Annotated in this window: 32 protein-coding genes and 1 riboswitch; all 32 genes read left to right on the plus strand. The window is 33.2% G+C overall.

Features of this window, described 5'->3' with window-relative positions; all coding sequences use genetic code 11:
* The first annotated feature begins 277 nt into the window (after window positions 1–277).
* The 32 genes from C7954_RS11010 to C7954_RS11165 all read left to right on the plus strand — a co-directional run bounded on the left by C7954_RS11010 (window position 278) and on the right by C7954_RS11165 (window position 24,297).
* Entirely contained in the window at window positions 278–490 is a 213-nt protein-coding gene (locus C7954_RS11010; RefSeq protein ID WP_133505470.1) for a hypothetical protein, read from the plus strand.
* A 233-nt stretch (window positions 491–723) separates the two neighbouring features.
* Window positions 724–918 carry a hypothetical protein gene (locus C7954_RS11015; protein ID WP_089717106.1) on the plus strand — a complete coding sequence of 65 codons (195 nt, stop codon included), beginning with the start codon at window positions 724–726 and terminating at the stop codon, window positions 916–918.
* Window positions 919–994: 76 nt separating this feature from the next.
* Window positions 995–2,311 (plus strand): tetratricopeptide repeat protein, encoded by a 1,317-nt coding sequence (locus C7954_RS11020; RefSeq protein WP_134060013.1) that lies wholly within the window; start codon window positions 995–997, stop codon window positions 2,309–2,311.
* Between the two features lie 13 nt (window positions 2,312–2,324).
* Window positions 2,325–2,594, plus strand: a complete 270-nt coding sequence (locus C7954_RS11025) for a DUF6470 family protein (RefSeq protein WP_134060015.1) — start codon at window positions 2,325–2,327, stop codon at window positions 2,592–2,594.
* 29 nt (window positions 2,595–2,623) lie between these two features.
* Window positions 2,624–3,079, plus strand: coding sequence for a flagellar assembly protein FliW (fliW, locus tag C7954_RS11030; RefSeq protein WP_223174575.1), 456 nt, complete (start codon window positions 2,624–2,626; stop codon window positions 3,077–3,079).
* Complete coding sequence (csrA, locus tag C7954_RS11035) at window positions 3,079–3,318, plus strand: carbon storage regulator CsrA (RefSeq protein ID WP_089717115.1); 240 nt, start codon at window positions 3,079–3,081, stop codon at window positions 3,316–3,318. The genes fliW and csrA overlap by 1 nt, the downstream gene beginning before the upstream one ends.
* A gap of 14 nt (window positions 3,319–3,332) precedes the next feature.
* Entirely contained in the window at window positions 3,333–3,743 is a 411-nt protein-coding gene (gene fliS, locus C7954_RS11040) for a flagellar export chaperone FliS (RefSeq protein ID WP_223174573.1), read from the plus strand.
* A gap of 1 nt (window position 3,744) precedes the next feature.
* Window positions 3,745–4,119: a hypothetical protein gene (locus C7954_RS11045; RefSeq protein ID WP_133618022.1), complete on the plus strand. Its 375-nt coding sequence runs from the start codon at window positions 3,745–3,747 to the stop codon at window positions 4,117–4,119.
* Between the two features lie 61 nt (window positions 4,120–4,180).
* The gene (locus C7954_RS11050; protein ID WP_089717122.1) at window positions 4,181–6,160 is read left to right on the plus strand and encodes a chemotaxis protein CheA; all 1,980 of its coding nucleotides are present in this window, start codon (window positions 4,181–4,183) and stop codon (window positions 6,158–6,160) included.
* 25 nt (window positions 6,161–6,185) lie between these two features.
* Window positions 6,186–8,177: a methyl-accepting chemotaxis protein gene (locus C7954_RS11055; protein ID WP_134060017.1), complete on the plus strand. Its 1,992-nt coding sequence runs from the start codon at window positions 6,186–6,188 to the stop codon at window positions 8,175–8,177.
* A gap of 12 nt (window positions 8,178–8,189) precedes the next feature.
* Window positions 8,190–8,681, plus strand: coding sequence for a chemotaxis protein CheW (locus C7954_RS11060; RefSeq protein WP_089717125.1), 492 nt, complete (start codon window positions 8,190–8,192; stop codon window positions 8,679–8,681).
* A 33-nt stretch (window positions 8,682–8,714) separates the two neighbouring features.
* Window positions 8,715–9,245, plus strand: coding sequence for a chemotaxis protein CheW (locus C7954_RS11065; RefSeq protein WP_166635195.1), 531 nt, complete (start codon window positions 8,715–8,717; stop codon window positions 9,243–9,245).
* 12 nt (window positions 9,246–9,257) lie between these two features.
* Window positions 9,258–9,860 (plus strand): chemotaxis protein CheC, encoded by a 603-nt coding sequence (locus tag C7954_RS11070; protein WP_089717128.1) that lies wholly within the window; start codon window positions 9,258–9,260, stop codon window positions 9,858–9,860.
* Window position 9,861: 1 nt separating this feature from the next.
* On the plus strand, window positions 9,862–10,353 hold the full coding sequence (locus tag C7954_RS11075; protein WP_243833681.1) for a chemotaxis protein CheD: 492 nt from the start codon (window positions 9,862–9,864) through the stop codon (window positions 10,351–10,353).
* A gap of 92 nt (window positions 10,354–10,445) precedes the next feature.
* On the plus strand, window positions 10,446–10,799 hold the full coding sequence (locus C7954_RS11080; RefSeq protein WP_089717132.1) for a response regulator: 354 nt from the start codon (window positions 10,446–10,448) through the stop codon (window positions 10,797–10,799).
* A gap of 12 nt (window positions 10,800–10,811) precedes the next feature.
* Window positions 10,812–10,900: riboswitch (cyclic di-GMP riboswitch) on the plus strand.
* Between the two features lie 144 nt (window positions 10,901–11,044).
* Window positions 11,045–11,431 (plus strand): flagellar basal body rod protein FlgB, encoded by a 387-nt coding sequence (flgB, locus tag C7954_RS11085; protein WP_243734137.1) that lies wholly within the window; start codon window positions 11,045–11,047, stop codon window positions 11,429–11,431.
* 2 nt (window positions 11,432–11,433) lie between these two features.
* On the plus strand, window positions 11,434–11,868 hold the full coding sequence (flgC, locus tag C7954_RS11090; protein WP_089717134.1) for a flagellar basal body rod protein FlgC: 435 nt from the start codon (window positions 11,434–11,436) through the stop codon (window positions 11,866–11,868).
* 22 nt (window positions 11,869–11,890) lie between these two features.
* Window positions 11,891–12,190: a flagellar hook-basal body complex protein FliE gene (gene fliE / locus C7954_RS11095; RefSeq protein ID WP_133618021.1), complete on the plus strand. Its 300-nt coding sequence runs from the start codon at window positions 11,891–11,893 to the stop codon at window positions 12,188–12,190.
* Between the two features lie 132 nt (window positions 12,191–12,322).
* Window positions 12,323–13,867, plus strand: coding sequence for a flagellar basal-body MS-ring/collar protein FliF (gene fliF, locus C7954_RS11100; protein WP_089716306.1), 1,545 nt, complete (start codon window positions 12,323–12,325; stop codon window positions 13,865–13,867).
* Window positions 13,868–13,896: 29 nt separating this feature from the next.
* Window positions 13,897–14,901 (plus strand): flagellar motor switch protein FliG, encoded by a 1,005-nt coding sequence (fliG, locus tag C7954_RS11105; RefSeq protein WP_134060019.1) that lies wholly within the window; start codon window positions 13,897–13,899, stop codon window positions 14,899–14,901.
* Entirely contained in the window at window positions 14,894–15,676 is a 783-nt protein-coding gene (locus tag C7954_RS11110; protein WP_089716304.1) for a FliH/SctL family protein, read from the plus strand. Before fliG ends, C7954_RS11110 begins: the two co-directional genes overlap by 8 nt.
* Window positions 15,669–16,976, plus strand: coding sequence for a flagellar protein export ATPase FliI (gene fliI / locus C7954_RS11115; RefSeq protein WP_089716303.1), 1,308 nt, complete (start codon window positions 15,669–15,671; stop codon window positions 16,974–16,976). The genes C7954_RS11110 and fliI overlap by 8 nt, the downstream gene beginning before the upstream one ends.
* Before the next feature lie 10 nt (window positions 16,977–16,986).
* The gene (fliJ, locus tag C7954_RS11120) at window positions 16,987–17,421 is read left to right on the plus strand and encodes a flagellar export protein FliJ (RefSeq protein ID WP_089716302.1); all 435 of its coding nucleotides are present in this window, start codon (window positions 16,987–16,989) and stop codon (window positions 17,419–17,421) included.
* A 5-nt stretch (window positions 17,422–17,426) separates the two neighbouring features.
* A complete protein-coding gene (locus C7954_RS11125) occupies window positions 17,427–17,960 on the plus strand; it encodes a MotE family protein (protein WP_089716301.1) in 534 nt (177 codons plus the stop codon).
* A 227-nt stretch (window positions 17,961–18,187) separates the two neighbouring features.
* Window positions 18,188–19,783, plus strand: coding sequence for a flagellar hook-length control protein FliK (locus C7954_RS11130; protein WP_089716300.1), 1,596 nt, complete (start codon window positions 18,188–18,190; stop codon window positions 19,781–19,783).
* Window positions 19,784–19,796: 13 nt separating this feature from the next.
* On the plus strand, window positions 19,797–20,237 hold the full coding sequence (locus C7954_RS11135; RefSeq protein ID WP_089716299.1) for a flagellar hook capping FlgD N-terminal domain-containing protein: 441 nt from the start codon (window positions 19,797–19,799) through the stop codon (window positions 20,235–20,237).
* Between the two features lie 15 nt (window positions 20,238–20,252).
* Window positions 20,253–20,648 (plus strand): TIGR02530 family flagellar biosynthesis protein, encoded by a 396-nt coding sequence (locus tag C7954_RS11140; RefSeq protein ID WP_133505468.1) that lies wholly within the window; start codon window positions 20,253–20,255, stop codon window positions 20,646–20,648.
* A gap of 180 nt (window positions 20,649–20,828) precedes the next feature.
* Window positions 20,829–22,028: a flagellar hook protein FlgE gene (locus C7954_RS11145; protein WP_133505467.1), complete on the plus strand. Its 1,200-nt coding sequence runs from the start codon at window positions 20,829–20,831 to the stop codon at window positions 22,026–22,028.
* 80 nt (window positions 22,029–22,108) lie between these two features.
* Window positions 22,109–22,318 carry a flagellar FlbD family protein gene (locus C7954_RS11150; protein WP_089716296.1) on the plus strand — a complete coding sequence of 70 codons (210 nt, stop codon included), beginning with the start codon at window positions 22,109–22,111 and terminating at the stop codon, window positions 22,316–22,318.
* Complete coding sequence (locus C7954_RS11155; protein ID WP_089716295.1) at window positions 22,319–23,128, plus strand: motility protein A; 810 nt, start codon at window positions 22,319–22,321, stop codon at window positions 23,126–23,128.
* Window positions 23,118–23,852 (plus strand): OmpA/MotB family protein, encoded by a 735-nt coding sequence (locus tag C7954_RS11160; RefSeq protein WP_089716294.1) that lies wholly within the window; start codon window positions 23,118–23,120, stop codon window positions 23,850–23,852. Before C7954_RS11155 ends, C7954_RS11160 begins: the two co-directional genes overlap by 11 nt.
* A gap of 1 nt (window position 23,853) precedes the next feature.
* A complete protein-coding gene (locus C7954_RS11165) occupies window positions 23,854–24,297 on the plus strand; it encodes a flagellar basal body-associated FliL family protein (RefSeq protein ID WP_089716293.1) in 444 nt (147 codons plus the stop codon).
* Window positions 24,298–24,299 lie beyond the last annotated feature (2 nt).

A 24,299-nucleotide genomic window follows, 5' to 3' on the forward strand; every position in this document is an offset into this window, starting at 1 on the left:
TTGGATGAATGGATACGAATGTGGTTAAGGTCATATATAGAGAAAAAAAAGCAGTTATGAATCAAAACAAAAGAATCCCCAATTCCTTTTTCAGGAAGAAGGGACTCGTTTCACTACTTACTAGATTGTCCTAGAGGATTAAAATATACAGCTGTGGTAACACAGCGACGAAGACTTATTCCTTAAGACGGGGCAACGACTGACGGAAAGCTGTATACGGGAGAACCGTACGTGCAGTTTGACGAGGGGTCCCAGCTGAAAGGCTGGTCCTACTCTATTGCAATCGTTATTCTTCTTACAGGAGATAGCGGTTGCTTTTTTTGTTTTCAGCAACAAAATTTATGCCAAATGGCTCCAAAATTATATCTGGTCTACAGATGAGCGTAATTATATTCATCAATCTGAAATGGAAGATGAGGAAAAAAGTAAGAAAGCTGCTCCAGAAAAGTTAGCAGAATATGCGGAAGAACTTAAAATAGCTGTAAATTAATTTGAAATAGAGTTGTATAGGCCTGTAAATAGGTTTAAGTTTGATTATTCTTGATTTTATTGCCTTAAATCAAAGCTGAGAGTGTTTAATAAAATAGCTATTTTAAACGACAATAATAATAAGAGCTGATGATATTGTCAGAAAAGGCTTTTTAAACAGCAGTTTTCTTTTATCCTCACAAATAATGTGCTATAATAAATTATAATTGTAAATAAAAAAAGGAGTTGAAGCAAATGAATATAAATTCTGCCATGCAGAGTCAAATTGCAAGTGTACAGCAGGCCTTAGGTATGATGTCAATGCAGAAATCAATGGGTCAGGATGCAGCAAGTGTCGGTAAACTTTTGCAAGGAATGCAGGAAACTACTGAAGCTGTTCAGCAGGCAGCTGGAATCAATCGCGGTCATCATTTGAATGTGAAAGCCTAATTTTTTTAAAAATTGGTCAAATTGATTGTGAATTGAATTTTAAATATAAATGTATTAAAACTTGTGAGGTACTTTAATGGATAAAAATAACAGAACTAATTTTCACTATCAAAAAGCCTTAGAACTGTTCAAAAAAAACAATGTAACTGAAGCAGTAAAAGAATTAAAACTTTGCCTTAAGTTTAATCCTAAAGATGTTTTAGCACTTAATTTGCTAGCTCTGGGTTATTATCTCAAATGTCGTTTTGATAAAGCTGAAAATTATTGGAGACAGAGTCTAGCTATAAAAAGAAAAAATAATCAGGCGATTGATTATTTAGAACTAATCACAAAAAAAGATTTTTTAGAACTGCGTCAGGAATATAAAGAAATATTATTTAATGATACTGTTGGCAAAAGTGAAAAAATAGAGTTTTTAAAAACCATTATCAATAAACATGATGAACTAATTGAGCCTTATTTAATTTTAGGTTTATTATACAAAGAAGATCAAAATTACCAGGAAGCACTAAAATATTTGTATCAGGCTTATGATTTAGACAGCGGTAATAAAAATATCAAAGATTATATAATGGAATGTGAAAATATAGAAAATAAGTATAAGTTTTTTAGTTTAGATAGATTTGATCTAAGCCGTTTTAATTTAGAAAAATTTAAATTCTTTAAATATAAAAAAGAAACTACTTTGATTTTAACAGCACTTTTAGCAGTTTTTTTGATTTTTTATATAAATAGTGAAGAACAGCCAGTTCAATTAGATAATACGGTTCAACAGGAAGAAATTAAGAAGCAATCAGCTGCAGCAGAAAATAATAAAAATCAAAATCCAGATCAGGAGAGCCAACAGGAGAGCAAGAATGAGGGATTCAACTCTTTGAATAATTTAGATTTAAAACTTGATTTAATGAAGTTTAAAGCTATTGAAAATCCAATTTCTCTTGATCTGATTAGGACAATCAAAGAAAATGAAGCTAAAAAGAATTCGGCAGAAACTTATGAAGAATATTTCAGTGAGGATCGAGAACAGGAGTTATTTAATCTTGGACTTCAGGCACTTAGAAATCAACGCTATCAGGACGCGGCAGCTATTTTTGAGCAGTTGTATAAATTTTCTGAGGCTGAGTATTTAAAAAGAGAAAGCCTTTATCTTTTAGCTAGAAGCAGCCAACTTACTCAGAATTATCTGGCAGCTGAGAATTATTATCAGCTTTATATTGATAATTATCCTGAGACAAATTATTATGAAGAGGCATTATATAATTTAGGTTTACTTTTAGATGAGCAGGATAAACTTAAAGAAGCAAAAGAGATTTTACAGCAGTTAAGGGAGGATGCACCTTATAGCTCTTATAATAACTCAAAAGTCTATGATATTTTAAATAAAGAAAACTGAGGAGTTAAAAGTTATGCTTAATAATTTAACTTTAAAAATAGATAGTTATCCTTCACGCAAGGCAATGGGTTTTTATAATCTTGCCGATAGAGCTGGAGACATTGCTCAACAGGGAAAAAAGGCTGCTGCTGAAGCGGTTAGATTTTATGCATCTACAGGTGATAAGTTAGCTGATTTTAAAAACTACAAATTATCAGATCTTGGCGCTGAAATTATGTATACGGAAGAAAGAGAACTGAGAATTGTCTACAAACCAGGGCCAAATATAGATTTTAAAGCTTAAAATACAAGGGGGCAGTAAAATTGGAGTTAATGACAAGAGATTTTGGGAAAATAGAAATTGAGAAAGATCAAATAATAAATTTTAAAGGTGGGCTACCTGGATTTGAGGAATATCGAGAATTTGTCTTACTACCCTTTGCCGATGATTCACCTTTTATAATTATGCAGTCTATAGTGAATCCCGAACTGGCATTTATTACAATTGAGCCCAGGAACTTAATTTCTGATTATGAATTTGAAATAAGTGATAAAAAAGAAAAAGAATTAAAAATAAATTCAATCGAGGAAATTTTAGTATTGAATATAATTACTTTAAAGAATAAAATAGAGAATATAACGGCCAATTTATCAGCTCCAATAATTATCAATCTCAAAGAGAGATTAGGCAGCCAGATTATTCTGGATAACCACAAATTAAGCGTTCGTTATCCGATTTTTGCGGAAGCTGAGCAGCAGTCTGCTCAGTTAGAAGAGGTGTCAGAATAATGTTGGTTTTAACTAGAAAAGAAAATGAAAAAATTTTAATTGGGAGCGATATAGAAATAACTGTAGTTGCGGTTGATAATAGCAGTGTTCAGTTGGGAATAACTGCCCCCAGAGAAATAGAAATTTTAAGAAAAGAACTATTAGAAGATGTGAAAAAAGAAAACAGAGAAGCAGCTGCAAATAAAAACCTTTTAAAAAAGCTGCAGCAGTTAAAATTCAATTCAGATTCAAAGGATTAAAGGAGGCGATTATTGTGAATAAAAATCGCGCGGAACAGTACAAGAAAACTCAGATTAATACAGCCAACCCAGGCAAACTTTTATTAATGCTCTATCAGGGATCATTAAAATTTGCTAAACTGGCAGTACAGAATATAGAAGCTAATAATATTGAAGAGAGTCATAAAAATATTATTAAGGTACAGAATATTATTTTAGAACTTAAAAGGACTTTAGATAAAGAAAAGGGAGGCCAGCTGGCAGATCGATTAGAGGGATTATATGATTTTATATATCAGGAGCTGCTGCAGGCAAATTTAAAAAAAGACACCAAACATTTAAAAAATATCATTCCTCTTTTGGAGGAACTTCATTCTGCTTATAAAGAGATAATATTAAATCAATCAAAGTCTGAGCCTCAACAGAGAGTTAATATTGGAGGTTAAAATGGCTTCATTACTCAACTTATATCAAAAATTAAATCAAAAGATAGTAGAAGAGAAAAAATATATACAGGCGGCAGCTTATGAAGAGTTAAAAGAACTATTAGCTGCTAAAAATGATCTAATCAGAGAAATTGAGGAAAAAGAAGCGGCAGTCAAATCAGCTGAAACAAAAAAACTTCAAAAATCAGATATCAAAAAGTTAAAAGAACTATTAGCTGAGGCTGCAGAAATTCAACAAGAAAATATGGAAATTCTGACTCAAAAAAAGGGAGAAATTAAAACAAAACTTTTAGAATTATATGGACGTAAAAAAAGTATTAAAGGCTATCATAGTAGAGGTCATCAGGAAGCAAAGTTTTTTGATCAAAAGAGCTAAAAAAAAATTAGATTATTTTTTTATTTAACTAATAACGAATAAAGCTAGGGGAGGGATTTTTTTGAAGGACAATGAATATTTAAATATGTTTTTTGCCGAAGCCAAAGAATATATAGAAGTTTTAAATAATGGTATTTTAACATTGGAAAATAATTCAGAAGATAAAGAAACAATTGATGCTATATTCAGAGCTGCTCACTCTTTAAAAGGAATGGCAGCAGCAATGGGTTTTGAAAACTTAACAGAATTGACTCATAAATTAGAAAACAGCCTGGATAAAATCAGAGAGGGAAAAATAAGTGTCAAAACCGAATTTATAGACCTTTTATTTCAGGCTTTAGACAATATTCAATATTTAGTTAAAGCTGTGGAAGATAATGGTGGGGAAGAACCTGAAGATTTTGATATTGATGTTTTAGTAGCTGAACTTATTGCTTATACCGAAAATAGCCCCATAGAAAGTAAAAGCAAAGCTCAAAAAAGCTCAGAAGATTTAGAAGATTTTTTGACCGATTCAGAAAAAGAGGCGCTCTTAGATAAGAAAAAGGATAAGGAAAGAGTTTATCAGATTAAAGCGGAAATTGTTGAAGAAGAATTTAAGTCTGTAAGAGCTTTTATGCTTTTAAAAAAGTTAGATGAAATTGGTCAGCTTTTTAAATCTAATCCAACAAAAGATGAAATTGAAAACTCAGAATTAGATATTTGCGAATTAAATATAATTGCTTTAAGCTGGCTCGATTCAGAGGAGTTTAAAACAGAATTAGAAGCACAACAAAGTGTTAATTTGATTAATTTAGAAGAACTTCAAAATTCACAGCTGGAAATTAATCAAGAAAGCACAGCTAAAAAAGCTGATTCTAAAAAAACAGGTGTAAGCAGTTTTAACAGCAGTTCTACAGTTAGAGTGGATATTTCTAAACTTGATACTTTAATGAATATGGTAGGAGAGCTTTTAATTAACAAAAGTCGTTTAGAATCGCTTAATATTAAAAAAACAAAATTTACAGAAATCATGCCTCAGCTTGATCGGGTAACTATGGATTTACATCATATAGTGATGCAGATTAGAATGGTTCCGGTTGGGGTAATGTTCAGCCGCTTTCCAAGAATGATGAGAGACTTGAGCAATAAAATGAATAAAGAAATTAATTTTGTAATGACAGGCCAGGAAACCGAGCTTGATCGTTCAATTATTGATGAATTAGCTGATCCTCTAACTCATTTGCTTAGAAATGCTATTGATCATGGAATAGAAAAACCGGCTCAAAGAAAAGCAAATGGTAAAGATGAAGAAGGCCAGATTGAGTTAACTGCCTATCAAAAAGGAAGCGAAATTATTATTGAAGTTAAAGATGATGGTGCAGGTATAGAAGCGGCAGCAATTTCTAAAAAGGCAGTTGCCAAAGGAATTGTGGAAGAGGAAGAAATTCAACAGATGGAAAAAAGAGATATACTAGATTTTATTTTTCATCCCGGCTTTAGTACAGCTCAGGAAATAACAGATGTTTCCGGTAGAGGTGTTGGAATGGATATTGTCCGTAGTACTGTCAAAAAACTTGACGGTCAAATCAGTATTAATTCAGAACCAGGAAAGGGAAGTACTTTTAAGATAACTTTACCCCTAACACTGGCTATTTCGCAAGCCTTAATGGTAAAGATTCTCGGCGATATTTTTGCAATTCCGTTAAATTCAGTTAGTGAAACTCTAACAATTGAGCCTCAGAATATCAAAAAAATTAGAGGTATGGATGTAATAGTATTAAGAGAAACAACAATTCCGATTGTTTCAGCAGCCTCTATCTTTGGAAATGAAAAGCAGAAAACTTTTAAAAACTCAGCCAAAGATCTTTCTGTCGTTATTTTAAAAAGTGGAGAAAGAAAAGTTGGCTTAGTTGTAGAACAGCTGTTAAATCAGCAAGAAATTGTAATTAAATCTCTTGGAAAATATCTGCAGGATACCAGATATATCAGTGGTGCTACTATAATTGGTGATGGTGATGTTGCTTTAATTATTGATGTCAGAGATGTTGTTAGTAAATAAATATAAATATTGGAGGAAATTTTAAATGGAATTTGATATTAAAAAAATAAACTGGCAGAGTATAAAAACAAAGCTTATTATAATAATAAGTCTTCTTGTTTTAATATTAATTGCTCTTTCTACAACTATTACATATTTTCAAACTAAAAATATTTTAGAAGAAAGCATCTATAGCTCTGCTCTTGATAAAATACAAAGTAGTGCTGCCCAATTAGATATGGTAATTGATCAGGGTATGAATGCAGTTGAAAATGTTGACCATGCCTGGTTTGATACAAGGGTTAATCTGCCTACAAGTTTAGCAAGAGAACTTTATTATAAGGTGGGAAATAATGCACGTTTTAAAAATATAGTTAAAAACAATGAATACCTTAATTCAATGTTTATTTTGGATCTTGAGGGAGTAATGAGCATAACCAGCACCGAAGAAGATATAGACTTTTCTGATAATCCGGTCTTTAAGCAGGCTTTAGAGAGTAAAGAAATATTTATCAGTAACCCTTTAACTCAGCCTGGTGGGTCTAAAGAAGTTATTATGATTATTGAACCTTATTTTGTTGAGGAAAAACTTGCAACATTTTTTGGAGGTACAATTACTCTTAATAAATTGAATGAATTTGCCGCTAATTTAAACATTAACGGCAGCGGTCATGGTTTTATTATTAATCAGGATAATTATCTTCTAGCATATGAAGATGAAAAATATATCGGTAACCAGCAGCTATTAAGAGATGGTGGAGAAGAAGTGGCTCAGCTTTTTAATAATATGCAAAACGACTTAAGCCAGATAGAATTTTATAATCTGATGGGAATTGATAGTGGAGTAGCTTATGCTCCTTTAAATAATGCTGACTGGTCAATTGGGATTAAAGCTAACAACCAAAATGTTTTGAGCCCATTAATTAGACTTCGTTATATCAGTTTAATTATTGGGATAATTGCAGTTTTAATTGGTACAGCAGTTGCTTATTATCTTGCAGATTATATTTCTAAACCAATTATAGAGCTTCGAAACACCGTGAATTTTATAGCTAATGGAGACCTAACTAAAAAAGCTGAAGTCGAAAATAATGATGAAATTGGAGAACTTGCAGCTGACTTTAATAAAATGGTAGATAATATTAAGAAGCTAATTGATAATATCAGCAGTTCTGCAGTTAAAACTGAAAAAACAGGTGCTGATTTAAAAGTAACTGCAGCTGAAACTAGTTCTGCAGTCGACAGTGTTGCAGCTTCAATTGAAGAGTTTTCTGCTTCCATTGAAGAGGTAGCTGCATCAGCTCAAGAATTTGCTTCAACTAGCTCAAATATTAATGAAAATGTTCAGGGTATAACTGAATATACTGATGAGGTAAATGAGCTTGCTGAAAATGGTCTCTTAGAAATGCAAAAAACAGAAAAAGAAATGGAAAATATTCTAAATGTTTCAGCAGAATCAATAGATAAAATCAACAATTTAAATGCTTCTGCTGGTCAGATAAATGGAATTGTAAATATGATTTCTGCTATAGCAGAACAGACTAATCTACTTGCTTTAAATGCTGCAATAGAGGCAGCGAGAGCTGGGGATGCAGGAAGAGGTTTTGCTGTTGTTGCTGATGAGATTAGAGATTTAGCCGAAGAAACAAAAGGTTCAACTAATGAAATAAAAAATCTTGTAAGTAACTTACAAGAGGAAATTAAGGATGCCGTTAAAGTAATTAATAATACAAACTCTCAGATTAAGGAGGGAGCGGATTCGGTAGCAAGCACTGGGAAATCTTTTAATCATATAACAGATAAGATAAAAGATGTTGTGACTCAGGTTAAAAATACTGCTGAAGCTGTTGATGAGCTTAACCGAGGAAGCAAAGATATTTCAAGAGTAACTGAAGAACAGGCAGTAAATAGTGACCAAATTTCAGAATCAGTACAGAAACAATCTGTGGCAGTTGATAATCTTAATAATGCAGTTGGAAGTCTGACAGAAATGACAGTAGAGTTAAAAGAGTTGGTTAATGAATTTAAAATTTCTTAAAGAGGTGAAAAAATGTCCTTAAATAAAGGAAAATCTAGTTCAATGGCTGCTCAGGATAGCAAGTCTGATTTGAATCAATATGTAGTATTTAATATTGATGCTGAACAATATGGAATAAAAATAGATAAAACACGAGAAATTATTAAAGAGGCTAAGATTACAGAAGTACCAAACACAGCCGATTATGTTGTTGGAGTAATTAATCTGAGAGGTATAATTGTGCCGGTGATTGAGCTTAGCCGCCGTTTTGGAATCGAAGAGCATATTGATAAGCATTTATTTGCAGAATCTGAGCAGAGAATAATAACTGTCGAAAGTGAAGAACAGCTTTTAGGTATTCAAGTCGATCATATAGAAGGTATTACCTGGGTTGAAGAAGAAAAAATAGCCCCACCTCCTGAACTTGAAAAGGGTATAAGAGAAGATTACCTAAGAGGTGTTTGGGCTCGGGATAACAAGCCTTTGTTAATTCTTCTTGACTTAGAAAAAACACTTTTTGCTTAAAATATTATATAGAAAATTTGGAGGTGAATTATTTTGCAGTTAAAGAATTCTAAGAAAAGGAACGAACAACAAAAATATATTATATTTACTCTTGCTGGAAAGCAATTTGGGGTTAACATAAAACAAACCAGAGAAATTTTATCATGTAAAGAACTGACTTTAGTACCAGAAAGTCCTGAGTATATTGCGGGACTTATAGACTTGCGTGGTATGGTGGTTCCTGTTATAGATTTACAGCTTAGATTAAATATAAAAAAAGAAGAAACTTCTCAAAACAATAACAAAGAAGCTTCTCAAGATAAGAATAGAATAATCATTATTGTAGAATTAGAAAATCTAACAGCAGGAATGATGGTTGAAGAAGTAAAACAAATCAAAGAATTAAATGGAGAAGAAATTGAAAATTTACCTTCACTTGCGCAAAAGATAGATCGTGAATACATAGCGGGTGTTGGTAGGACTGAAGAGGAAGAATTGCTGATGATTCTTGATTTGGAAAGTGTCTTAACTAGAGAAGAGATGAATCAAATTCAAGAATTAGAAGATAATGTTGTTAACGAATAAAAGGGGCAGGTTATGAATTTAGATAAAGAAAAAAAAGATATATTAAAAGAGATAGCAAATATTGGTGCGGGTAATGCGGCAACAGCTTTTTCGACAATGGTTGATCAGAAAATTGATATAACAGTGCCGAGAATTGAATTAATGCCGATAGAAGATCTTCCAGAAATCACAGGAGACCAGGAAGATTATATTTCTTGTACATTAATTAATTTTGAAGGAGAAATTTCTGGAAAAATACTTTTGGTTCTTGAGATGCAGGTGGTGGAAAAAGTTCTTCATCTTTTGTTTAGAGAAGGTGAATTGCCTGAAGATGAGATTCAAAATTCTGCCTTAAGAGAACTCGGTAATATTTTGAGTGGTGCCTACTTAAAAGCAATAAATATTTTCAGTAATTTAAATTTAAGCCAGGGATTGCCTGCAGTAGCATATGATATGGCGGGTGCTGTGCTCAGTAGTTCAGTTATAGATTTTAATCAAAGTGATGATGAGATAATTTTATTAGAAACTGAATTTATTATTTCTGACGAAAAGTTGGAATTATATTATTTTTTCATTCCCGAAGAAGAATCAATTGATATTTTTTTCCAGCATTTGATGGGTGATAACCTTGATTAGTGTGGAGCAAAAAGAAGAAAGAAAAACAATAGTTAAAATGGGTGACTGGGCAGTAGAACAGGAAGATTCTCAGCTTGTTATTTTAGGTCTTGGTTCCTGCATAGGAGTAGCACTTTATGATGATTTTACTAAAATAGGAGGACTTGCTCATGTTATGCTTCCCAAAAGTAAAGGGAAGAAAAAAGCGGAAGCAAAATATGCAGATACTGCTGTTCCATTTCTTTTAGAAAAAATGATTGAAAAAGGAGCTAAAAGAAGAAGATTAAAAGCAAAAATTGTGGGAGGGGCAGGGATGTTTAAGACAGAAGGTGGTCAGTCTGTAATGCAGATAGGCAAAAAAAATATTGAAGCAGTAAAAGAGGTACTAAAAAATCAAAAGATAAGAATTGTTGGTTCAGATCTGGCAAAAGATTATGGACGCTCAATGTATTTTCATCTCACTGATGGTAAAGTTAGAGTAACTGCCTTTAATAAAGAAAACATCACAATTTAAAAATTAATTAATAAATTTGTCTTGTAAATAAAAAAATTATCTGTTATTATTAACAATAGCAGTGCAGAGAATTACTAGGAGGTAAACCTTATATGAATTCAGTTTTAATAGTAGACGATGCTGCTTTTATGCGTTTAAATCTAAAAAATATTCTTAAAGATGATTTTGAAATTGCTGGTGAAGCAGAAAATGGCAAAGAAGCTATTGAACTTTATCAGGAATTAAAGCCTGATATTGTCACTATGGATATTACAATGCCGGTTATGGATGGTTTAGAAGCAATAAAAGCAATTCAGGATATTGACCCATCTGCAAAAATAGTTGTTTGCAGTGCAATGGGACAACAAAAAATTGTTATTCAGGCAATTGAAATGGGAGCAAAAGATTTTATTGTAAAACCATTTAAAAAAGATAGAGTAATGGAATCTTTAGAAAAATTGCTATAATTCATTTAAAATAAATAATATTGGCTAAATTGTTGAAAGACAATGGCGCAAAACTGTGGGTCTAAAACAATAATTATTGTTATGACTGCCAGGTTGCATAATAATTAGAATAAATAGTGACTTTATTATAGTTTTCTGATACTATAGTTTGAAGTCTAATTTAATTAATTTATCTGCGGCCTTTAGAAAACTAAAGGCCAATTTTATATATTTTGATTTAGGGGGTGGGAAAAATCAATAACTATTTGTCAATCATTAAAAGTGCTCTTGATGGATCAGTCAAACGTAGTGAATTAATTTCTAATAATATAGCTAATATCGGTACACCTAATTATAAACGGCAGGATATTGATTTTAAGTCAATCTTGTCCAAAAAAATAGACAGTGAAAATTCTAAAAGTATTTCAATTAAAACTACTAATGAAAAACATATTCCTTTTCGCAAAGAATATACTTCCCAGACTTTAAATTCCAAAAATAACCTTAGTTTCCGAAATGATCAAAACAATGTAGATATCGACCATGAAATGGCAGAAATGGCTAAAAATAGTATATATTATAATGTGATGACCCGTCGTGCGGCAGGTCATTTTTCGAATTTAAATCAAGTAATAAATCAGGGAGGTAAATAAAAGTGTTTAAAGGAATTGATATCAGTGCTTCTGGATTAACAGCTCAGAGATTGAGGATGGATCTTATTTCCAGTAATATAGCTAATGCAGAGACTACTCGTGCTCAAGATGGGAATACTTACAGAAGAAAAGTTGCAGTATTTAGGGAAAAATTTAATAATGAATTTATTCGATTAAATTCTGCTAAAAGGAGTAACAGTGATTCGAAGGCAGGAGTTGAGGTAAGTGCAATTGAGGAAGATCCTTCTCCTTTTAGGGTAGAGTACAGACCAGATCATCCTGATGCTGATGAAAATGGATATTTAGAATTACCAAATGTTAGTGTGATGACTGAAATGGTTAACATGATTGATGCTAGTAGGAGTTATGAAGCTAATGTTCAGGCAATCTCTAATTATAAAAGCATGGCAAATAGTGCTTTAAATATTAGTACTTAAGCTTTAAAAAGAGGTGAAAACAGTGAATAATATTATTAATCCGATTAAGATAGCAAATAATTTTAAGCTTGAGCAAAATGAAGCAGCTCAGGCACCAAAAAATAAAAATTTTTCTGAATTTTTTCAAGAAAAGTTAGTTGAAGTAAATGAACTGCAAAAAAATTCGCAAGAAATGACAGCCGATTTTGCAGTTGGAAAAACTGATAATATTCATCAGGTAATGATAGCGGCCGAAAAAGCTAAAATAGCTGTTAATTTAACAACGGCAGTTCAGTCTAAAGCTATTGATGCATATAAAGAGATAATGCGGCTTCAGGTTTAGTATCTTATTAAATTAGAATTGTCCTGTTTTTTGTTCTAAAATACACAAATAATATAAATCATTAAAGTAATTAATAAAATAATTAATAAAATAATTAGTAAAGTGATTAATAATTTAGAAAGAGGTTTTATGATGGCGGAGATCTTTGCAAAATATAAGGAAGAACTCAGCACCTTATGGAAAAAATTGAATAAAACTATTCAACTCTTAATTATATTGCTGACTGTTTTAATGTCCTTAGTTTTTGCTTACTTGATTTTTAGAGGAAGTTCTGTTAATTACCAGCCACTATATGCGGATTTAAGTACCTCTGATTCAGCCGCGATTGTTGAAAGATTAGAGGAAAATGGTGTTAAATATAAATTAGGTGGACAGGGTAATACCATTTTAGTTCCAGAAGATGATATTTATAGACTTCGCCTAAATCTGGCAGCTGCTGGTTTGCCTGACCAGGGTGTAGTAGGATTTGAAATTTTTGATCAGAGTAGTTTTGGGACAACAGAATTTGAAAGAAAGGTAAATTATTACAGGGCTTTGGGAGGGGAATTAGGTCGTTCAGTTCAATCCATTTCTGGTATTAGTTATTCTAAAGTTCAAATTACACCTCCCCAGGAAAGTCTTTTTTTAGCCGAAGAAAGATCTGCAACTGCTTCAGTTTTAGTCGAGTTAGAGCCAGGTTTTAGGATGAGTCAATCTCAAATAGAAGCAGTTCGCAATTTAGTTGCCAGTGGTGTACAGGATTTACCCTTGGAAGAAGTTACTATTGTTGATACTAACGGGAATTTGCTTTCAAATAATAATTCTGCAGCTGGTGAAGGTGTTAATCCTCAAAATTTTGTATTTCGCAAGGAATTTGAAGCCTCTTTAAAAAATGATTTAAACTCACTTTTGACCAGAGTTTTAGGTCCGAACAATTTTGTAGTAGAAGTTTATGCTGATCTAAATTTTGATCAAAGACAGGCTGAAAGCAAAACATATACTCCGATTGTGGATGAAAATGGAATAGTCAGAAGCGAAGAAGTTTCAACACAAAGCCAGCAGGGAAGCTCGGGTGCTCAAGGAGTGCCGGGAACTGATACAAATATTCCTCAGTATCAGGCAGGAGCTGAGGCAGAGTCTGAAACTTATGAAAGTGAAAATAGAATAACAAATTATGAAATAAATGAACGAATAGAACAGCATGTTTATGCACCAGGGAATGTTGAAAAACTTTCGGTTTCAGTAATGGTTGATCAAACAACAGATGAGGAAAGGCTTGCTCAGATTAGATCAGCAGTAGCTGCGGCTATTGGCTATGATCAGGATCGGGGAGATATTTTAAATATTGCTGCAGTTAACTTCGATAACTCATTACAGGAAGAAGCCGAGGCTGCAAGAGAAAGTCAGGCAGCGGCAGAAAGGCGAAGAATGTATATCTATGGGGCTCTGATTGCATTTGTTTTATTAATAAGTGCAGGTCTAATTATTTATTTGGTCAGAAGAAATGGTATTCAGACGCAATCAGGGACAAATTTAGATATGTCAGTTGAGGACAATGAAGATGAATTAGAATCATTATTCCAACCAGATCGCGAACAGAGAAAAGAAGCTCATATGAAACGAGAGTTAGAACAAATGATTCATTCAGATCCAGAAAATGCAGCAAAATTAATCCGCAGTTGGTTATTGGATGAATAATAAATGTTAAAAATTGAAAGGGATTTATCATGAGAGATGAACTTACAGGTAAAGAAAAAGCAGCAATACTTTTAATATCATTAGGGCCGGAAATTTCTTCTGATATATTTAAACATTTAGATGATGATGAAGTAGAGAAATTGACCTTAGAAATTGCCAATCAAAATAAAATAGATCCTAGTTTAAAGAAGGAAATTCAGCAGGAATTTATTAATCTACAGCAGGCGAATAGCTATATTAATTCTGGTGGTATTAATTATGCCAAAAAAATCTTGGAAAAATCTTTTGGTCCTGAGAAAACTAAGGAAATTATTAATCGTTTGACTGCAACTCTACAGGTAAGACCATTTGATTCTATCCGTAAATCTGATCCTGCCCAATTATTAAATTTTATTCAGGGGGAACATCCACAGACAATAGCTTTAATTTTAGCCTATATTGATCCTGCTCAAGCTTCTCAAGTTATTTCGATGCTGTCTACTGATGTTCAGAGTGAGGTAGCAAAAAGAATTGCTATGATGGATAGAACTTCTCCAGAAATTATCAAAGAAGTAGAAAGCGTCTTAGATAAGAAATTGTCTGCTGTTGCCAGTAATGAATATGCTCGTGCAGGAGGGATCCAGTCAATTGTTGATGTTTTAAATCAGGTTGACAGAGGAACAGAAAAAAATATCCTTGATAAATTAGAAGAAGATGATCCTGAATTAGTAGAAGAAATTAAGAAGAGAATGTTTGTTTTCGAAGATATTGTACTTCTTACTGATAGAGCTGTTCAGCTTGTACTGCGTCAGGTTGAAACACATGATCTTGCTCTGGCTCTAAAAACAGCCAGTGATGAGGTTGGAAATATCATTAAGAGCAATATGTCTCAGCGAGCAGCAGAAATGCTAGAAGAAGATATAGAATTTATGGGACCTGTACGTATTAGAGAGGTAGAAGATGCACAGCAAAGGATTGTTAATGTGATTAGAGAATTAGAAGAAAGTGGAGAAATTGTAATTGCTAGAGGTGGGGAGGGTGAAGTAATTGTCTAAGATTATTAAAGCTTCTCAAATTATAGGTAAGTATAAAATAAAAAACCACAAAAAATCTTTTTCTCTTGAATCCACAGCTGAACAAAAAGATGGTCAGGATGATAACTCAAAGAATAAAAAAAATAGTGAGCAGAAAAATAAACAAAAAAAAACTTTAATTAAACAGCAAAGGAAAAAGGCAGATGCCGAAGCAGAACAGATTATAACTGAAGCAGAAATAAAGGCTGCAGAAATTATTGAATCTGCGCAAAGAGAAAAGGAAGAAATAGAATTACAAAAAGAGGAAATTTTTTCCAAAATAAAAAAAGAAGCTGAAGCTGAAGCGATAAAAACAGCTCAAAACAAAATTGACAAAGCTGTAAATGAACTACTTTTAACTGCTAATTCTTTTAAAGCAGAAATGAAAAAGAAGACAGTTGAAGCTCAAAAAAATATTATAAATTTTTCTGTAAAAATTGCATCTATAATTATTGATGTGAAGTTGGAGCAAGAACCTGAAATTATTAATAATATTGTTTCTGAGATGCTCTCAAAGATTGATGAGAGTCATAATAATATAACGGTCCGAATCCATCCTGATTTAATACCTTATTTAGAACAAAATAACCTTTATTCTCGCCTTGAAGAAAAGAATCTAAACTTTAAGGGGGATTTTGAACTTGAAAAAGGTGATTGTATCGTAGAAAGCAGTCTGGGTGGAAAAGAAGGAAGTATTTCGCATAAAATTGAGCTGATTAGAGAAGAACTTTTAAAAGAGGTTGAGGACAGTGTTTGATTTAGATATGGATAAACTTGAACAAAAACTTAATCAGATCGATACAACTAGAAATTTTGGCCATATAAACAGGGTTATTGGACTTGTAATCGAATCGATCGGTCCTCATGCATCAATCGGCGAGATTTGTTTAATCAAAAGCGATCAGGGTGATATTAAGGCAGAAGTTGTTGGTTTTGATGATAATAAAATTCTGATGATGCCTATTGGTGAGATGGAAGGTATAAAACCTGGAGCTAGAGTAGTTGCCACAGGCGAAAAACTCAAAATAAATGTAGGAGAGCATCTACTCGGTAAAATTATCGATGGAAGTGGAAATGTTCTTAATGGCAGCTATCAAAATTTAGGTACAGCTGTTGAGGTTAATCGCCGGCCACCAGATCCACTCAAGCGGCGCCGGATTAAACAGCCTCTTTCTTTAGGTGTTAGATGTATTGATGGATTTTTAACATGTGGCAAAGGGCAGCGTCTTGGTATATTTGCCGGTAGTGGTGTTGGTAAATCAACACTGCTTGGAATGGCTGCTCGTAATACAAATGCTGATATTAATGTAATTGCTCTTGTTGGAGAGAGAGGGCGTGAGGTTAGAGATTTTATCGAAAAAGACCTTGGTGAAGAGGGTTTAAAACGTTCAATAGTTGTTGTAGCAACTTCTGACCAACCAGCTCTTTTAAGAGTTAAGGCTGCTAATATAGCAACTGCTATTGCTGAGTATTTTCGCGATCAGAGTGAAGACGTGCTTTTGATGATGGATTCTGTAACTCGGGTGGCTATGGCCTTAAGAGAGGTGGGACTTGCTATCGGTGAGCCTCCAGCTACTAGAGGTTATCCTCCATCTGTTTTTGCTGAACTACCTAAACTTTTAGAGAGAACTGGCACAAATGATTTGGGATCTATAACAGCTCTTTATACAGTCTTAGTTGAAGGTGATGACTTTAATGAACCGGTATCAGATACCGTTCGAGGTATTTTAGATGGACATATTTCTTTATCTAGAGAGCTGGCTGAATCAGGCCATTATCCAGCAGTTGATGTTTTAAGTAGTGTCAGCAGAATTATGAATGACCTGGTAGATAAAGATCACCTGAAAGCTGCTGAACAGGTACAGCAGTGGCTTGCTGCTTATAATAAATCTGAAGATCTAATTAATATTGGAGCTTATGAAAAAGGATCAAATCCGGAAGTGGATAAAGCAATAGAGAAAATCGGGCAGATTAACTCTTTTTTAAGACAGGATATAGAAGAAAAAGCAAATTATCAGGATAGTGTTAGCCGCTTAAAGAAAATAGCATCAAACTAGGATGAGATAAATGACTGGATATAAATTTAAATTTGAAAAAATTTTATCTTTAAGAAATAAAGAAGAAGAACAGGCTGAAAACAAGTATCTACATTTAAAAAAAGAGTTAAATGAGATAAACCAGCAAATTAAAGAATTAGAGCTTGAAAAAGAAGAGGTTTTTGATAATTTAAGGACAGATAATCATAATATTAACTCTCATATTGAAATGAGAGATTATCTAAAAAGATTAAGGATTGTTAAAATAAAGATTGAAGAAAAAAAGGCTGAAAAGGCCGAAGCTGTAAAAAAACAGTTTGAATATATGATGGAAAAAAAGAAAGAAAGAAAAACTTTAGAAAAATTAAAAGAAAAAGAAAGCAAAAAATTCTTTAAAGAATTTTTAGCAGCTGAGCAAAAGGAACTAGATGAACTCGGCAGACACTATGGTACAGGTGGTAGATAAAATAGATGAAAAAATTCATATATTTTCTAATATTATTTTTAGTTCTTTTCACAATGCTTAGCTGGTCACTTAATGCATTGGGAGTAATTGATGTTAAGACTGCAGCCTATAATATAGCTTCGAAAATTCCTTTTATTAATAACTATTTAGTCAGTCGAGCTGAAATGACTCAATTGGAAAATGAAAATCAGAAACTTCAGCAGACAATTAAAGCTAAAGAGACAAAAATTACTGAACTAGAAGCTCGGGTTCAGAATTTAGAAGCAGAACTTGATGAGCGAGACCAAAGGATTGCTGGAATTCAGAATGACTATAATGAACTGCTGACTGATAGAGAAAATACAGAAGCAAAATACGAAAAAGTTACTAAAATATACCGTCGAATGGAGCCAGAAGCAGCTGCAGCTGTGATTATGCAGATGGAGCAGGAACTGGCTGTAGAGATTCTTTCTCGATTAAAAGAGGAACAGGCAGCAGCAGTAATTGAGTCTTTATCTCAGGATAAAGCAGCAGAGATTATGAGTTTATTAAGTCAGTAATGATTAAAAAAATAAATAACTTAAAAACCAAAGGAACAAAATGTCCTTCGAACAATCTGTAATATAGTAAGGTTAAATTTTGTTGATAGCGGAAATTATGAAACTATAAATATTATCCACAACAAACCATTAGGTATAATTTCCTAGCTAATAAAAAAATGAGATTTTAAATTAGATAGAAATAGATAAATAAAAGTTAAAGATAAGCATTGAAAGGGGGTGAGAAATTGAATCAAATAATTGCATTGAATCAGTACAAATTCCAACAGCAGGCAGAGCCAAAAAAAAGTAGAAAGCTGAGTCATGAAAACTACTCTCAAAGTTCTTTTGCTGAAAAAATGAAAGCAGTTCAAAAAAGAGATGATAATTTTGCTTTCAAGGAAAAGTCTAAAGAAATTAAAAGTTCATCTGATTCTGAGAGGTTATCAAACAAAGCTGTTGGCTCCGAAAAAGACCTTTCAAAAAAGAATGAATCATCTTCTGGAAAAGATATTAGAAAAATGCTGCAGGAAACTGCTGAAGAAGCATTTACCCAGTTAGCTCAGCTGAATTTAGGTGATGTTGATTGGCAGAAGTTGAATTCCCAATTTAAAGAGGCTGAATTTTTAGAAGCTGCCGGAGGTGATCTGCTTTCGAAAGCTGATGGATTTGAATTAGAATTTTCACAGCTAAGTACTGCTAATTTAAAGACATTAATTTCTGATTTAGAAAACATGATTTCAAGCTCTGGAGTTAATTTAGCTAACAATGATCAGCTTGCTTCACTACTTAACCTCCCAAAAGAAGTTGAGACAGAAAAAAATATATTGTCTGATAATCAAGCTTTTGGAGAAAAATTTGCTGATTACTTTAAGTTTCAGAACCAAGCAGAACCGAAAACTGATGAATTAGCTTCTTTAGAAAACAGGGAGCAAATTCAAATTTCTGAAAAAACTGCAGCAGCTGAAATTGCTGGTAAAACAGAAAAAAAGAATGTTGATTTTACTAACTCTGATCAAAATAAATTGAGTCAGAAGATTGATTTCGAGCAGAGAAATCTGGCTGATAACACTCTGCGTCAGGAAAGTGCTGAAAAAAATACTACCCATAATAATTCAAAAGTTGAACAGGAATCTAAGCTGTTTAATTTAACAGAGCAAAAAGAAGTTTCAGAATTTAATTCTAAAGTGGTTTTAGAAACTGCTAAAGGAGATAATGCTGCTGAAAAGAAGATTATTGATTTTAATTTTTCTGGAGCTGATTCTTCATTAAATACTGAACTCAATGCTGGTGATAAGACTAATAGTTTTGCTTTGAATAACAATCAACTTAAAGGTGAATTACCGGTAAAAGAGCAATTTGTGCAGCAGTTTAAAGGAGAGTTTTCAGCTGCTAAAAACGAAATGAATATTGAGCTAAAACCTGAATCACTTGGTAAAATTGAGGTTAGACTTAATTTAAATGAAGGTAAAATTGATGCCAGGATGTTGGTGGAAAACAAGCTGGTTCAGACTCAATTAGAAAGCAGTATGAAAGAAATAAAATCTGATCTGATTAAACAGGGAATTAATATTGAACAGTTTAAAATTGAAACTGCTAAGGCAGGACCTCGTCAGGTTGAACAGCAGAATGATTTTAACTTAAATGATCAAAACTCTGCTTTTAGTGATGGTGAGACCGGTCAGAATCAGGAATATGAACAACGTCAGTTTTTCCAGGGACAATATTATGTAGAAAGAGGATTAAGGAACAGCAGTTTAGATAGAGAAAATATAGTTATGAGACAGCAGGAAATAATCAATAGAGCTGCCTTTTCGAAAGGGAAGCTTAATTTGATTGTCTAAAGGAGGTAGTTATATGTCAGATATATATAATGTAAGTTCTACGCAGAGCACACAGTATCAGCAGGAAATTCAGAGAAAATCGCTTGAGGCGAATGATGGATTGGGTCAGGATGCTTTTTTTAAGATTCTAATAACCCAGCTGCAGAATCAAGATCCTTTAAATCCAATGGAAGATCGTGATTTTATTTCTCAAATGGCTGAGTTTACTTCTCTAGAAAAAACTGAAAAACTTTACTCACTGCTGGAAGATAAATTAAGTTCTAATCAGGTAATTGATAATAGCAGCTTAATTGGTAAAGAGATTACTGCTAACGTAGAAGGTGTAAAATTAGAAGGTATTGTTAATGCTGTAAAATCTTCTAAGGATAAAGTCTTAGCAGTGCTGGATACTGGCTCTGAAATAGATATTAGCAATATTACTCAGGTTAAGAATATTGAAGCTGAAGAATTATAAAAAGAGGTGTTTTAAATGGATAACAGATTAAAGATAAATCAACCAATACAGCCTCTAAAAAGAACAGAGCAGCAGAATAAAGCTGCCCAAAAGAATAAAAATCCGAATTCTCCTTCTTTTAAAGATATTTTAGGGGAGAAGATGAATGGAAAAAATGAACTTTCTTTTTCCAAACATGCTCAAAAAAGAATTAAGTCTCGTGCTATTCCAGTTTCCAAAACAGAACTCGATAAGTTAAGTACAGGAGTGGAAAAGGCTAGAGATAAAGGAGCAAGAGATTCACTGGTAATGGTTAATGATGTAGCCTATATAGTTAGTGTAGAGAATAATACTGTAGTTACAGCTGTAGATGAGGCAAGTATGGATGATAATGTTTTTACTAATATAGATAGTGCTGTATTTATGAAATAAAGATATCTATATAATGTTCTAAAATATTAATTAAAGATGATGGGATATAAAATTGAAAGACTTAAGCTAAAAATTATAGAATTAGCTTAAATCGGATATGAGCTGGACCTTTTTCAGGGAGCTCTGTTCTGCTGTCGATAACAGTAGGACTCCGATAAATACTGAAGGAGGAAAAATTATATGTTAAGATCGATGTATGCCGGTGTGTCAGGATTGAATACCCACCAGCAGATGATGGATGTAACAGGTAATAATATTGCAAATGTAAATACAATTGGTTTTAAAAGCAGTCGTGTTACTTTTAAGGAAATGTTAAGTCAGACTTTGAAAGGGGCTTCAAGACCTTCTGAAAATAGAGCGGGAACAAATCCACAGCAGATAGGACTTGGTGTGGGATTAGGAAGTATAGATAATGATATGTCTTCCGGAAATCTGCAGTCAACTGGGAAAACCTCTGATGTTGCAATCCAGGGGGATGGATTTTTTGTTTTACAGGATGGAGATCAAAAGTATTACACTAGAGCAGGTAATTTTAATTTTGATGCTCAGGGTAACTTATATTCTGGTATTTCAGGTTTAAAAGTACTGGGAGAGAGTGGTGAAATTCAGTTAGATAAAACTATATTACCAGAACCAACAACTTATATGGATATTGAAGGTAATTTAAGTAGTGAGACTGAGGATGGTAAAACTAAAACAATCAGCTCAGACTATATTGATTCTAAAGGTGTTTCTCATACTTTAGAAATAGCATTTAAAAAAAGCACTACTGATAATCAGTGGACTGTAGTTGAAGATAGTATAAAAATTGATGGAGATAAGACTTTAGTTGGTACATCACCAACTGGAGATCATACTATTTCATTTTATCAAGATGGAGCATTAGATAGTGGTTCTGAAGTAGGCTTATCTATCGCTTCAATAGATGGTGCTGCACCAGCTACAATCAATTTGGATTTTACAAAATTAACTCAATTGGGTGGAGGTTCAGATATTAAGTTTGGTGAAATGGATGGTGTAGCTATGGGAAGCTTAGAATCCTTTTCTTTTGCTGAAAATGGTGATGTAATTGGTTCTTACGATAATGGCTTGACTCAGGTAGTTGACCGTATTGCATTAGCACAATTTGAAAACCCATCGGGGTTGACTAGAAAAGATGGGTTATTTGTTGAATCTCCAAACTCAGGTGTAGCAAATGTTGGGATGCCTATGGAAGGTGGTGCTGGTTCTTTAGCACCAGCAACCTTAGAAATGTCTAATGCCAACCTATCACAGGAGTTTACAAATATGATCACTGCTCAAAGAGGTTTTCAGGCAAGTTCAAAATTAATTACAACCTCAGATGAAATGCTGCAGGAATTAGTTAATTTAAAAAGATAATTTAAATTAAACTTTCAGGCTGAAATCTTTTTTGGTTTCAGCCTGAGAAATAATAAGAATGTTAAATAAGGAAGTGTATGATGATTAAATTGACCAGGACAAGTGGGGAAAAATTTATATTAAATGCTGAACAGATATTAGAAGTTCAGGAAACTCCGGATACAGTGATTACCTTAAACAATGGGAAGAAGCTGCTTGTCAAAGATTCAGCAGATGATATAGTTGCAAAGGTAATAAATTATCGACAGAGGGTTATGGCCGGAATTACTAGAACAGGGGAGAGATCTTAAATGGATATAGCGACAATTGTTGGTGTAGCAGCAGGAGCAATAATATTTAGTGCAGTAGCAGTACTGGGTGGTAATGTAATAATCTTTGTAAGTCTTCAGTCTGCCCTGGTAGTTTTAGGTGGTACCCTGGCCGGTGTAATGATCAGTTATACTTTCAATGATCTAAAAAACATTCCTAATTTATTAAGAGTATCATTTGAAGATGACAAAATGGAATCAGAACATATAATTGAAAGCCTTGTTAACTTTGCCGAAAAGGCAAGAAGAGAAGGACTTTTGGCTTTAGAAGATGATGCAGCAGAAATGGAAGATGAATTTCTGCAGAAAGGTATTCAGTTGATTGTTGATGGTACTGATCCTGAATTGGTAAGAAATATACTGGAAACAAAATTAACTTTTTTACAGGAACGACACACAAAAGGTAGAGGTATTTTTGCGACAATGGGTCAGCTGGCACCTGCCTTTGGTATGATTGGGACTTTAATCGGTTTAGTGCAGATGTTAAGTCAGCTTGATGATCCAACTAAGCTTGGTTCCGGGATGGCGGTAGCTTTAATTACAACCTTATATGGGGCTCTACTGGCAAATTGGATCTTTATTCCTCTTTCTAAAAATTTAGAAACCCAGAGTAACCATGAAATTCATGTTAAAGAAGTTATGATTGAAGGGATTTTGTCAATACAGGCTGGCGAAAACCCAAGAATTGTTAAAGAGAAACTTCATGCTTTCCTTTCTGAAGGGGAAAAAGAAGAAGTTGAAGCTAGAATAAATGGAAGTGGAGGGGTGGGAATAAGGGAAAATGCCTCTTAAAAACAAGAAACACAAAAAGGAAGATGATGGTGGTGGATCTCCTGCTTGGATGACTACTTTTGGAGATATGATGACTTTGCTCTTAGTATTTTTTGTTCTTCTCTACTCTTTTTCTTCGATGGATGTAGAAAAATTTCGGGGCTTTATCTCGGCTTTGCAGAATCAGCTTGGAGTTTTAGATGGAGGCCAGACTATTACCCCAGATGTAAACATTGATGCAGGAAATATTGGTGAAGATTTTGCTCAAGCACCGGAGAATATTCAGCAGATTATGCAGGAGTTAGATAACTATATTGAAAGCAATAATCTAGGTGATAAGGTAAATGTAGAAAATAAGAGAAAAGGACTGGTTATTAGTTTAACCGGGGAAATACTTTATGAGTTAGGTAAAGCAGATATTAGAGAACAAGGTAAAGAAGTTTTAGCAATAATCTCGAATATTTTAATTGATATTCCAAATGATATTATGATCGAAGGGCATACTGATGACCTACCGATTAGAACAGATGAGTTTCCCTCGAACTGGGAACTATCAACTGCAAGAGCAGTAAATGTAATTAAATTTTTAATAGAAGAAAGAAATTTTAATCCAGCAAGACTATCTGCGGCAGGCTATTCTGAATATCGACCGGTTGCAAATAATAATACTGCAGAAGGAAGAGCTAAAAACCGAAGGGTTGAAGTTGTTGTTTTAAATTCACAGTACAATGAAGGAGGCAGCTGATATGGCAGATGGCCGAAATATAAATTATAAAATGTTGACATTAATAATTGTACTTGTAGTTATAATTACCGGAGTAGCAAGTTTTACTTTTTTTACTTATTTTTCTGTAGCTGATAATAGCGAAGAAGATTTTGATATTGACGATATTCGTTCTACTTATCAAGTAGGCGATTTTGTGGTTAATATAGCTAATAACAGCCGCATAAACTTTATTAGAGCAAGTCTGGTTTTTGAAATTGAAGAAGATAAGATAGTTGAAGAATTAGAAAAAAGAAAGCCCCAGATTAGAGATGCAATTATTACAACTCTGCGTTCTCAAAATGAAAGTATTTTAAAAGAGGCTAATGCTCAAACAATTAAAAAAATAATTAAATCTGAAGTAAATGATATATTACGTTCAGGAAAAATAACAAACGTTTGGTTCACAGAACTGGTTGTGCAGTAGGG

This window comes from Halanaerobium congolense, assembly GCF_004366375.1.
In the GTDB taxonomy this organism is placed as follows: domain Bacteria; phylum Bacillota; class Halanaerobiia; order Halanaerobiales; family Halanaerobiaceae; genus Halanaerobium; species Halanaerobium congolense.